Origin of the sequence: Pedobacter nyackensis (genome assembly GCF_900176505.1) — a bacterium.
In the GTDB taxonomy this organism is placed as follows: Bacteria; Bacteroidota; Bacteroidia; order Sphingobacteriales; family Sphingobacteriaceae; genus Pedobacter; species Pedobacter nyackensis.
This window is the reverse complement of record NZ_FWYB01000011.1, coordinates 32,538-45,232: the sequence shown is the minus strand read 5'-3', so window position 1 is coordinate 45,232 and position 12,695 is coordinate 32,538. Positions and strand designations below refer to the sequence as shown.

The 12,695-nt window shown below is 39.0% G+C and carries 10 protein-coding genes and 1 tRNA gene; 1 reads left to right on the top strand and 10 read right to left on the bottom strand.

The window, feature by feature from the left end:
* Position 1 precedes the first annotated feature (1 nt).
* Positions 2 to 910 (top strand): tRNA (adenosine(37)-N6)-dimethylallyltransferase MiaA, encoded by a 909-nt coding sequence (gene miaA / locus B9A18_RS17835; protein WP_084290904.1) that lies wholly within the window; start codon positions 2 to 4, stop codon positions 908 to 910.
* Here the strand turns inward: miaA and B9A18_RS17830 are convergent.
* From B9A18_RS17830 to B9A18_RS17785, 10 genes are all read right to left on the bottom strand, one after another.
* A complete protein-coding gene (locus tag B9A18_RS17830) occupies positions 907 to 1,221 on the bottom strand; it encodes a DUF3467 domain-containing protein (protein ID WP_084290903.1) in 315 nt (104 codons plus the stop codon). The two genes, miaA and B9A18_RS17830, sit on opposite strands and share 4 nt — an antisense overlap.
* A gap of 93 nt (positions 1,222 to 1,314) precedes the next feature.
* Positions 1,315 to 5,601, bottom strand: coding sequence for a DNA-directed RNA polymerase subunit beta' (gene rpoC, locus B9A18_RS17825; RefSeq protein ID WP_084290902.1), 4,287 nt, complete (start codon positions 5,599 to 5,601; stop codon positions 1,315 to 1,317).
* 76 nt (positions 5,602 to 5,677) lie between these two features.
* A complete protein-coding gene (gene rpoB / locus B9A18_RS17820) occupies positions 5,678 to 9,481 on the bottom strand; it encodes a DNA-directed RNA polymerase subunit beta (RefSeq protein WP_084290901.1) in 3,804 nt (1,267 codons plus the stop codon).
* 153 nt (positions 9,482 to 9,634) lie between these two features.
* The gene (rplL, locus tag B9A18_RS17815; RefSeq protein ID WP_084290900.1) at positions 9,635 to 10,009 is read right to left on the bottom strand and encodes a 50S ribosomal protein L7/L12; all 375 of its coding nucleotides are present in this window, start codon (positions 10,007 to 10,009) and stop codon (positions 9,635 to 9,637) included.
* Positions 10,010 to 10,071: 62 nt separating this feature from the next.
* A complete protein-coding gene (rplJ, locus tag B9A18_RS17810; RefSeq protein ID WP_084290899.1) occupies positions 10,072 to 10,593 on the bottom strand; it encodes a 50S ribosomal protein L10 in 522 nt (173 codons plus the stop codon).
* A 2-nt stretch (positions 10,594 to 10,595) separates the two neighbouring features.
* Positions 10,596 to 11,294: a 50S ribosomal protein L1 gene (gene rplA / locus B9A18_RS17805; RefSeq protein WP_084291015.1), complete on the bottom strand. Its 699-nt coding sequence runs from the start codon at positions 11,292 to 11,294 to the stop codon at positions 10,596 to 10,598.
* A gap of 23 nt (positions 11,295 to 11,317) precedes the next feature.
* Entirely contained in the window at positions 11,318 to 11,761 is a 444-nt protein-coding gene (rplK, locus tag B9A18_RS17800) for a 50S ribosomal protein L11 (protein WP_084290898.1), read from the bottom strand.
* A gap of 89 nt (positions 11,762 to 11,850) precedes the next feature.
* A complete protein-coding gene (gene nusG, locus B9A18_RS17795; RefSeq protein WP_084290897.1) occupies positions 11,851 to 12,393 on the bottom strand; it encodes a transcription termination/antitermination protein NusG in 543 nt (180 codons plus the stop codon).
* A gap of 9 nt (positions 12,394 to 12,402) precedes the next feature.
* On the bottom strand, positions 12,403 to 12,600 hold the full coding sequence (secE, locus tag B9A18_RS17790) for a preprotein translocase subunit SecE (protein WP_012781011.1): 198 nt from the start codon (positions 12,598 to 12,600) through the stop codon (positions 12,403 to 12,405).
* Positions 12,601 to 12,613: 13 nt separating this feature from the next.
* Positions 12,614 to 12,684: transfer RNA gene (locus B9A18_RS17785), tRNA-Trp, on the bottom strand.
* Between the last annotated feature and the right edge of the window lie 11 nt (positions 12,685 to 12,695).

Below are 12,695 nucleotides of genomic sequence, written 5' to 3'. Positions count from 1 at the left end.
TATGGCATTAAATAAGACTTTAGTCGTAATCGTCGGTCCAACAGGAATAGGAAAAACTGCCCTGGCCATCTCATTGGCCAGGCACTTTTCTACTGAAATTATCTCAGCGGATTCCAGACAGTTTTTTAAAGAGATGGAGATCGGCACTGCAAAGCCCTCCGCCGAAGAACTGGCCGCTGCCCCCCACCATTTTGTAAACTCCCATAGCATTCAAAATCTGTTCAGCACAGGTGATTTCGAAATACAGGCCATTGACCTGATTAATCAGCTCTTTAAAAAACATGAGTTGCTGGTTATGGTAGGTGGATCAGGCCTTTATATCGATGCCGTATGTAACGGGCTGGATGATCTCCCTGAAACAGATCTCGCCATCCGTGAAAAGCTAAACCAACAACTTGCAAATGAAGGGTTGGAATCCATTAAAAAACAGCTCAGCGAATATGACCCCGAATATTACAACAAAGTTGATCAGGCTAATCCCCAACGCATGATCAGAGGTTTGGAATTCTACTTGTCTACAGGTACAAAACTCTCAGCGCATTTAACCAATAGCAAAAAGGTAAGGCCATTCAATATTATCAAAATCGGACTGAATATGGACCGTGCTGAGCTCTACAACCGTATAAACACGCGGGTAGATAAAATGATGGAGTCGGGATTGCTTGAAGAAGTTAAAGGATTAGTACCGTTTAGGAAATACAATGCTTTAAATACAGTGGGCTATTCAGAAATATTTGCACATCTGGATGGTGAACTTACCTTACCTGAAGCCGTTGAAAAAATAAAACAGAACACCAGGCGCTTCGCAAAACGCCAGTTAACCTGGTTTAGAAGAGATGACAGCACTGTCTGGTTTGAACCCGGACAAGATCATGCCGTCATCGATTATGTTACTCAGAAGACCAATTAAGCCTGAGCAGCTGGTCCACCAAAATTCATTGGAAAACCCGGAGGCTCCTCTTGTGTCTTAATACGTCCATTTGCAGCTTCATACTTTTCAATATTATCTTGCATAGCAGCTAATAAACGCTTAGCATGCTCAGGAGTCAATATAATTCTCGATTTAACCCTTGCTTTAGGAACACCAGGCATTACCCTGATAAAATCCAGTACAAACTCCGTATTGGAGTGGGTGATAATAGCCAGATTAGAAAATATACCTTCTGCAATTTCTTCAGAAAGTTCAATATTCAGTTGATTGTCGTTGTTTTGTTCTTCCATATAACAAACTTAGATAAATTTTAGTATTGAGTGGTCAAAAAAAATCCCCCAACTTTAAAAGAAGGGGGATTTAAGAAATAATATATTAAAGTATTAAGCTTCTACTTCGTCTTGTTTCGAAGCTAATAATTTATCGTATTCTTCTTGTGAACCTACAATGATACGCTCATATCCACGTACACCAGTACCTGAAGGGATTAAGTGTCCAACAATTACGTTTTCTTTCAATCCAAGCATGTTATCACGTTTACCAGCAATCGCTGCTTCGTTCAACACTTTTGTAGTTTCCTGGAACGATGCTGCTGAGATAAATGATTTCGTACCTAATGACGCACGAGTAATACCTTGTAGCATAGAGCTCGCAGTTGCAGGTCTTGCATCACGTACCTCTATTTGTTTCAAATCTCTACGTTTTAATTGAGAATTCTCATCTCTTAATTTACGTAATGAAACAATCTGACCAGGTTTAACTGTGTTAGAGTCACCAGCTTCAACGACAACCTTTTTATCATAGATCTCATCGTTTTCGATCATGAAGTCCCAACGATCTACAGAGTTGTTCTCTAAGAAAGTGGTATCTCCCGGATCTTCGATGTGAACTTTTTGCATCATCTGGTGTACAATAACTTCAAAGTGCTTATCGTTAATTTTCACACCTTGTAAACGGTAAACCTCCTGGATACCATTCACTAAGTATTCTTGTACAGCAGCAGGTCCTTTAATTGCCAAAATATCAGCAGGTGAAATTGAACCATCAGATAAAGGCATACCAGCTTTCACAAAGTCATTATCCTGTACCAGGATGTGTTTAGACAATGGAACAAGGTATTTTTTAACCTCACCGTCTTTAGATTCGATGGTCATCTCACGATTACCACGTTTAACACCACCTAAAGTTACCACACCATCAATCTCTGTTACTACAGCAGGGTTAGATGGGTTACGTGCTTCGAAAAGTTCAGTTACACGTGGTAAACCACCCGTAATATCCCTTGTTTTTCCAGTTGCACGAGGTATCTTAACTAAGATCTGACCTGTTTGAACCATATCACCCTCGTCGATGGCAATGTGCGCACCAACCGGGATGTTATAACCTCTGATCAATTCGCCTTTTTTGTCAACGATCCTTACAGAAGGGTTTTTAGTTTTATCACGTGTATCGATAATTACTTTCTCACGGTGACCAGTTTGCTCATCCGACTCCTCACGGAAGGTTACACCCTCAATGATTGCATCAAATTCAATCTTACCGGCAAATTCCGAGATAATTACCGCATTGTACGGATCCCATGAACAAATCCTGTCACCTTTAGTGATTTTAGCTCCATCCTCAACATATAAGAATGAACCATAAGGAATGTTATTTGTCATGATGATCTTACCAGTAACTGGCTCAACGATCTTAAATTCACCTGAACGTCCCAATACAATCTGCGTATCACCATCTTCAGTTTTTGTAGCAACCGTACGAACGTTTTCAAATTCGATGACACCATCAAATTTAGCCATGATCTGAGATTCTGCAGCAATGTTTGATGCAGTACCCCCAACGTGGAACGTACGTAATGTTAACTGTGTACCCGGCTCACCGATTGACTGTGCAGCAATTACACCTACAGCCTCACCTTTTTGAACACGTTTACCAGTTGCTAAGTTACGACCGTAACATAGCGCACAAACTCCTCTTTGGTTTTCGCAGGTTAATACCGAACGAATTTCAATACCTTCTAATGGAGACTCTTCGATTTTTTTAGCAATCTCTTCAGTTACATCCTGTCCGGCACCTACCAATAATTGTCCATCTAATGGATTGAATACATCATGTAGTGAAATACGACCCAAAATTCTGTCATATAACGGCTCAACAATGTCTTCGTTATCTTTCAATGCAGTAGTAAACATACCTCTCAATGTACCGCAATCCTCAGAATTAACGATCATATCCTGGGCCACATCATGTAAACGACGTGTCAAGTAACCAGCATCGGCAGTTTTCAAAGCCGTATCCGCCAAACCTTTACGAGCACCGTGGGTAGAGATAAAGTACTCTAATACCGACAGACCTTCTTTAAAGTTTGATAAGATCGGGTTTTCAATAATCTCACCACCTGAACCTGATTTCTGAGGCTTAGCCATCAAACCACGCATACCGCATAGCTGACGAATCTGCTCTTTCGAACCACGGGCTCCAGAATCCAACATCATATATACCGAGTTGAAACCTTGGTTATCGCTAGATAACTGGTTCATCACGAATGATGTTAAACGGTTATTAATACGTGTCCAGATATCGATAATCTGATTGTAACGCTCGTTGTTGGTAATGAAACCCATGTTATAGTTGTTTCTTACCTCATCAACTTCTGCAGAAGCTTGTTCTAATAAAACTTGCTTCTCAGCAGGGATGTTTACATCCTGTAAGTTAAATGATAAACCACCACGGAATGCCATTTGGAAACCTAATTCCTTAATGTCATCAAGGAACCTTGATGCACGTGCCATACCTGTGATTTTAACAACCTCACCAATGATATCTCTTAATGATTTCTTGGTAAGCAATTCGTTGATATAACCTACTTCCGCCGGAACCATTTGATTAAATAGTACACGTCCTACAGTAGTTTCTGTCAACTTATTAACAATCGTACCATCCTCTAATTTTACATTTACTTTTACTTTAATAAATGCATGAAGATCAATACGTTTCTCATTATAAGCAATGATAACCTCTTCCGGAGAATAGAAAGAAGAATCTTGTCCTTTAACTACACGTCCTTCGTCAGTTCTGCGGCCTTTAGTAATGTAATAAAGACCCAAAACCATATCCTGAGAAGGTACAGTAATAGGTGTACCGTTTGCAGGGTTCAGAATGTTGTGTGCTGCAAGCATTAATACTTGCGCTTCAAGGATTGCGGCGTGCCCTAATGGTAAATGTACTGCCATCTGGTCACCGTCAAAATCCGCGTTAAAAGCCGTACACACTAATGGGTGTAATTGGATCGCTTTACCTTCAACCAATTTAGGCTGGAACGACTGGATACCTAATCTGTGCAACGTAGGCGCACGGTTTAGTAATACAGGGTGTCCCTTTAAAACATTCTCAAGAATATCCCAAACTAATGGATCTTTCCTGTCTACAATTTTCTTTGCAGATTTTACTGTTTTAACAATACCTCTTTCTATCATCTTACGGATGATAAATGGTTTGAACAGCTCAGCTGCCATGTCCTTAGGCAAACCGCACTCGTGTAATTTAAGGTTTGGACCTACAACAATTACCGAACGTGCCGAGTAATCCACACGTTTACCTAATAAGTTCTGACGGAAACGACCTTGTTTACCTTTCAAAATATCAGAAAGGGATTTCAAAGCACGGTTACCTTCAGTTTTTACAGCATTAACTTTACGTGAGTTATCAAATAACGAATCTACAGCTTCCTGTAACATACGTTTTTCGTTACGTAAGATTACCTCTGGAGCTTTGATCTCGATCAAACGCTTCAAACGGTTGTTACGGATAATCACACGACGATATAGATCATTCAAATCTGAAGTCGCAAAACGACCACCTTCCAAAGGAACTAAAGGACGTAATTCTGGTGGAATAACCGGAACAATCTTAATGATCATCCACTCTGGGTTATTCTCGATACGTGATCTTGAACCGCGGAAAGCCTCAACAACCTGTAAACGTTTCAAAGCTTCGTTTTTACGTTGCTGAGAAGTTTCGTTTGCAGCCTGGTGACGCAAATTATATGATAATGTATCTAAATCAATACGTTTTAATAAATCCTCTAATGCTTCAGCACCCATTTTGGCGATGAATTTATTAGGATCTTTATCATCCAGATATTGGTTTTCTTTAGGCAACTTATCCAGAATATCAAGATATTCTTCTTCAGTTAAGAAATCCATAAACTGAATACCTTCTTCTGCCATAAAACCTGGCTGAATTACTACATAACGCTCGTAGTAAATGATCAGGTCAAGTCTCTTTGTAGGTAAGCCTAATAAGTATCCAATTTTATTTGGTAATGAACGGAAATACCAGATATGCGCAACAGGAACCACCAAATTGATGTGTCCCATACGCTCTCTACGCACTTTCTTTTCCGTTACTTCAACACCACAACGGTCACAAACAATACCTTTATAACGGATACGTTTATATTTACCGCAATGGCATTCGTAATCTTTTACCGGACCAAAAATACGCTCGCAAAACAAACCGTCACGTTCAGGTTTGTAAGTACGATAATTGATAGTCTCAGGTTTTAACACCTCACCACTAGAGCGCTCTAAAATAGCCTCCGGCGATGCCAAACTAATGGTAATCGAGGTGAAATTGCTTTTTAATTTATTATCCTTTTTGTAAGACATAGCTCTTTTGTTTGAAAGTTGAAAAATTTAAAAAGTTGGGATGCTTAACAGCACCCCAACAAAATAACTTTCAACATTAGTCTAACGTAATATCTAAACCTAATCCACGTAACTCATGCACCAATACGTTAAACGATTCTGGTACACCAGGAGTAGGAAGGTTCTCGCCTTTTACAATCGCCTCATAAGTTTTGGCCCTACCGATAACATCATCTGACTTAACAGTTAATATCTCTTGCAGGATATTGGCTGCACCAAATGCTTCCAATGCCCAAACCTCCATCTCACCGAAACGCTGACCACCGAACTGGGCTTTACCACCCAATGGTTGTTGTGTAATCAATGAGTATGGTCCGATTGAACGGGCGTGCATCTTATCATCAACCATGTGTCCTAATTTCAACATGTAGATAATACCTACAGTTGTTGGCTGGTCAAATTTCTCACCCGTTAAACCATTATGCAAATAAGTTCTGCCTGAAGCAGGAACACCGGCTTTAGCGATCCAATCTTCTACCTCCTCATGTTTAGCACCATCAAAAATCGGAGTCGCAAATTTAACACCCAATTCTTTACCCGCCCATGCCAATACAGTTTCATAGATCTGGCCCAAGTTCATACGTGAAGGTACACCCAGTGGGTTCAACACGATATCAACTGGAGTTCCATCTTCAAGGAATGGCATATCTTCATCACGTACAATACGGGCAACAATACCCTTATTACCGTGACGACCGGCCATCTTATCCCCTACTTTCAACTTACGTTTTTTAGCTACATAAACTTTAGCCATTTGTACAATACCTGATGGCAATTCATCACCAACACTGATGGCAAATTTATCACGTTTGTAAGCGCCTAGCTCTTCGTTTACACGAATACCGTAGTTATGTATCAATAATTTGATCTGATCATTTTTGTCATCATCAGTAGTCCATTTGTATGGATTGATGTGCGCAAATTCAAGATCTGCCAAACTTTTCTGAGTAAACTTAGCACCTTTAGGGAACAACAATTCTTTATAAACGTTGTATACACCCTGAGATGTTTTACCATTCACAATCTGGAATAGTTTGTCTACCAATTCATTTTTCAGATTTGAAACAGCCAGTTCATATCTCTTATCTAATTTCTCTATCGCCGATTTTTCTTCAGCTTTAGTAGTTTTCTTAGCTCTTGAGAATAACTTAGTGTCAATTACTACACCTCTGATAGATGGTGGAGTTTTCAAAGATGCATCTTTAACATCTCCTGCTTTATCACCAAATATCGCACGTAATAATTTCTCTTCCGGTGAAGGATCAGACTCTCCTTTAGGAGTGATCTTACCGATTAGGATATCACCTTCTTTAACCTCAGCACCGATACGGATGATACCGTTTTCATCTAAATCTTTAGTAGCTTCCTCAGAAACGTTAGGGATATCTGGTGTTAATTCCTCTTCTCCACGTTTTGTATCACGTACTTCCAATTCAAACTCTTCAATGTGTAAAGAGGTAAAGATATCTTCACGAACAATACGCTCGCTAATTACGATCGCATCCTCAAAGTTATATCCTTGCCAAGGCATGAAAGCAACTTTTAAGTTTCTTCCTAATGCCAGCTCACCATTTTCAGTAGCGTAACCTTCACAAAGTACTTGTCCTTTAACAACTTTCTGACCTTTCTTAACGATTGGTTTCAAGTTGATACAAGTATTCTGGTTGGTTTTCTTGAATTTGATTAATTTATAAGTTTTACTATCACCTTCGAAAGAAACCAAACGATCGCCGTCGTTTCTAACATATTTAATAGTGATCTCATTTGCATCCACATATTCAACTACACCATCACCTTCAGCATTGATCAGTGTTCTTGAATCGCGGGCTACGCGACCTTCCAAACCTGTACCAACGATTGGAGCCTCAGGACGCAACAAAGGTACGGCCTGACGTTGCATGTTCGATCCCATCAAAGCCCTGTTCGCATCATCATGCTCAAGGAAAGGAATCAACGATGCAGCGATCGAAGTAATCTGATTAGGTGCCACGTCCATTAAGTCTAATTTCTCAGGCTCAATAACCGGGAAGTCACCCTCATAACGCGCTTTTACACGTGATGTAGTGAAATTACCTTTATCATCATAAGAAGCATTGGCCTGGGCAATCGTTTTACCATCTTCATCTTCAGCAGATAAATAGATAACCGGTTCATCCATGGCAACAATACCATTCTCTACTTTTTTGTATGGCGTTTCAATGAAACCTAAGTTGTTGATCTTCGCATGTACACAAAGAGAAGAAATCAAACCAATGTTTGGTCCCTCTGGAGTTTCAATCGTACACAAACGACCGTAGTGCGTATAGTGAACGTCACGAACCTCGAAACCTGCACGCTCACGTGACAGACCACCTGGGCCTAAGGCTGACAAACGACGCTTGTGCGTAATCTCTGCCAAAGGATTCGTCTGATCCATGAACTGTGATAACTGGTTTGTACCAAAGAATGAATTAATAACCGATGATAAAGTACGGGCATTAATCAAGTCAGTTGGCGTAAACACCTCGTTGTCACGAATGTTCATACGCTCACGAATGGTACGAGCCATACGCGCTAAACCAACACCAAATTGAGCGTATAATTGCTCACCTACTGTACGAACACGACGATTCGACAAGTGATCAATATCATCCACCTCTTCTTTAGAGTTGATCAGTTTAATCAAATATTTAACAATCGCAATAATATCTGCTTTTGTTAAAACCTTTACATGATCAGGAGTGTCCATCTTCAACTTACGGTTGATACGGTATCTACCCACATCACCTAAGTCATAACGTTTATCCGAGAAGAACAAACGCTCGATAATACCTCTAGCAGTTTCCTCATCAGGTGGTTCTGCGTTACGCAAAGCACGATAGATGTTTTCAACAGCCTCTTTTTCAGAGTTAGAAGTATCCTTTTGTAAAGTATTATATATAATGGTATAATCAGCCTGGCTTGCACCATCATCTTTAGATAAGATGATCGTTTTAACACCAGCATCAATGATCATATCAATATGGTCGTCTTCTAATACAGTATCCCTGTCTAAGATCACTTCATTACGATCGATAGAAACTACCTCGCCAGTGTCCTCATCCACAAAATCCTCTACCCACTTCCTTAATACTCTTGCAGCAAGCTTACGTCCGATGTATTTCTTCAAACCTGATTTGCTAACCTTAACCTCATCGGCAAGATCAAACAATTCAAGAATGTCCTTATCAGAATCGTAACCAATAGCACGCAATAAGGTGGTAACAGGGAACTTCTTCTTACGGTCGATATAAGCATACATTACGTTATTCACGTCAGTAGCAAACTCGATCCATGAACCTTTGAAAGGAATTACACGGGCAGAATATAATTTAGTTCCGTTTGTGTGACGGCTTTGACCGAAGAACACACCCGGAGACCTGTGTAGTTGCGAAACAATTACACGCTCTGCACCGTTAATTACAAACGTACCTTTAGGAGTCATATAAGGTATGGTTCCTAAATATACATCTTGAATGATGGTTTCAAAATCTTCGTGTTCTGCATCATTACACGAAAGCTTTAATTTAGCTTTCAATGGAACACTATAAGTTAACCCACGGTCAATACACTCAGGTATATCATAACGTGGTGGGTCAATAAAATAATCCAGGAATTCTAAAACAAAGATGTTTCTAGAATCTGTGATTGGGAAGTTTTCAGCGAATACTTTAAACAGACCCTCTGTGTGACGGTTATCTGAAGTGGTTTCTATCTGAAAAAATTCTCTGAATGATTGCAACTGCACATCTAGAAAATCCGGGTAATCTATGATATGCTTACTACGTGCAAAATTTACTCTTTGGTCGACTTTATTTGCCAATGGACTAAAGTTAATTTACTTTAAGAATAAACTATTTGTTTGATTTGCCGTTAAATGCATTTCATCAATCAAACTAAATGAAATGTTTATAAACAGGTATAGACTCCGACTATACAGTCGGAGTCTATGTTAAAGTTATATTAAATTAAGTTATTACTTAATTTCAACTACAGCTCCAGCTTCTTCTAATTGAGTTTTCAAAGCATTAGCTTCGTCTTTAGAAACACCAGCTTTCAATTCTTTTGGTGCACCGTCAACTAAATCTTTAGCTTCTTTCAAACCTAAACCAGTTAAGTCTTTTACCAATTTAACTACTGCTAATTTAGAACCACCAGCTTCTTTCAATATTACATCAAAAGTAGTTTTTTCTTCAGCTACAGGAGCAGCATCACCAGCAGGACCTGCAACAGCAACTGCAGCAGCAGCTGGTTCAATACCATACTCGTCTTTTAAGATTTGAGCTAATTCGTTAACTTCTTTAACTGTTAAGTTTACCAATTGCTCAGCAAACGCTTTTAAATCTGCCATTTTTATAGATTTTAAAAATTTACGTAAAAATAATTTGTTTAATATGAACTTTTAAGGTGTCCTTAACCTTCTCTTTCTTGAAGAGTTTTAACAATTCCTGCAATTTTGCCACCACTTGACTTTAATGCCGATATCACGTTTTTAGCTGGTGACTGTAATAAACCAATGATGTCTCCAATAAGCTCTTCTCTTGATTTCAAGCTCACTAATGCATCTAAATGGTTATCTCCAACGTATATTGATGAATCGATATAAGCTGCTTTAAGCTGAGGTTTATCAGATCCTTTTCTCAACGCTTTAATCAGTTTCGCCGGAGCGCTACTTGTAGTTGAGAATAATAATGCTGACTGACCTTTAAGGGCTGCAAAGATTTCTGATGCATCGCCTTCCAAACCTTCAATCGCTTTTCTGATCAAAGTGTTTTTAGCAACTTGCATTTCAATCCCGCTTTCGAAACATTTACGACGGATACTGTTTATTTTCTCAACAGATAAGCTAGATGTATCGGCAATGTAAAAATTACCGAATTCCTGCATCTTCTCTTGAAGAGCCGAAACGACTACGTGTTTTTCTTCTCTGTTCATAATTAGATCCCCGCTACTGATTTAGTTTCGATTGCAATTCCAGGACTCATAGTTGAAGAAACATGAATGCTCTTAAAATAAGTTCCCTTTGCAGCAGATGGTTTTAGCTTAGAAATTACTTGAAGTACTTCTAATGCATTTTCATATATTTTTTCTGCTGGGAATGATACTTTTCCTACTGAAGCGTGTATAATGCCACTTTTGTCAACTTTAAAATCAATCTTACCGCCTTTTACATCAGTAACTGCTTTACCAACTTCGTTAGTTACAGTACCTGACTTAGGGTTTGGCATAAGGTTACGTGGACCTAAAACGCGGCCCAGTTTACCTACTTTTGCCATACAAGCAGGAGTAGTGATAATAATGTCAACATCAGTCCATCCACCTTCAATCTTGGCTACATATTCGTCTAAACCTACAAAATCTGCACCTGCCGCTTTAGCCTCTTCTTCCTTATCAGGAGTACAAAGAACTAATACACGTACAGTTTTACCTGTACCGTGTGGTAAAGTAGCAATACCACGTACCATTTGATTGGCTTTACGTGGGTCTACACCTAATGAAACATCAATATCAACTGATGCATCAAATTTAGTTGTAGTAATCTCTTTTACCAAAGCAGCCGCATCCTTTAAAGAATACGTTTTACCAGATTCTAGTTTAGCATGTGCCTTTTTTTGATTTTTTGTTAATTTAGCCACTGTTGTAAACTGTTTTTTGTTAATTAATTTGTCCAAGGTGCATCACCACTAACGGTGATTCCCATACTGCGTGCTGTACCGGCAACCATACTCATTGCCGATTCGATAGTAAATGCGTTTAAATCAACCATTTTATCTTCAGCAATTGACTTAACCTGATCCCAAGTCACCGAACCAACTTTCTTACGGTTGGGCTCAGCAGAACCACTCGTTAATTTAGTAGCATCCTTAAGTTGGATAGCAACAGGAGGGGTTTTGATGATAAATTCGAAAGACTTGTCAGCATAAACAGTAATTACAACTGGTAATACTTTACCTGGCTTATCTTGGGTACGAGCATTGAATTGCTTGCAAAATTCCATAATGTTCACCCCCTTAGCACCTAACGCAGGCCCTACTGGTGGCGATGGATTTGCAGCTCCACCCTTGATTTGTAATTTAACAAGCGCACTGACTTCTTTTGCCATTTTCTGTTTTGTTAATTAGTAATACTCAATGTTATTATGTTGGAAGCATGTAACATTTAAGATCTTATTATTGTTTCAAATAGTTTAAACTATTCTTTTTCAACTTGCATATAGTTAAGCTCCAATGGAGTCTTTCTTCCGAAAATCTTAACCATAACTTTTAATTTTTTCTTCTCTTCGTTAACCTCTTCAATAACGCCTGTAAAACCATTAAATGGTCCATCCATTACTTTAACGTTCTCTCCAACATAATAAGCTACGTTCATGGTTTCACCTTGCTGGCTCATCTCATCAACTTTACCTAAAATGCGGTTAACTTCTGCCTGGCGCATAGGTACCGGATTTCCACCCTTATCCCCTAAAAAGCCAATCACACTATTAATGTTCTTAATAATGTGCTCTAATTCTCCATCTAAAATAGCTTCGATCAAAACATAACCAGGATAGTAGTTACGTTCCTTTGCGATCTTCTTACCATCCTTCATCTGATAGTATTTCTCCATTGGTATCAATACCTGAGGTACCAAATGAGAAAATCCTAAACGACTAATTTCTGAATCGATATACTGCTTTACTTTCTTTTCTTTACCGCTAACAGCTCTAACTACATACCATTTCAACTGACCATCCATTGAGCTCTATTAATTAGAAAGTGATTTATAAAAAGTATCTAAAACAAAAGTAGATCCCTTATCCATTGCAAATACTACACATGCAATGATTAATGAAGCTACTAAAACCAACACCGCAGAATTTTGTAATTCTCCCCATGTAGGCCAGGTAACCTTCTGGGTCATTTCTTCGTACGATTCTTTAATAAATTGAACTACTTTAGCCATAATTATCTTTTTGCACGGGAACAAGGATTCGAACCCTGATCAAAGGTTTTGGAGACCTCTATTCTACCGTTGAACTATTCCCGTGTATATTAATT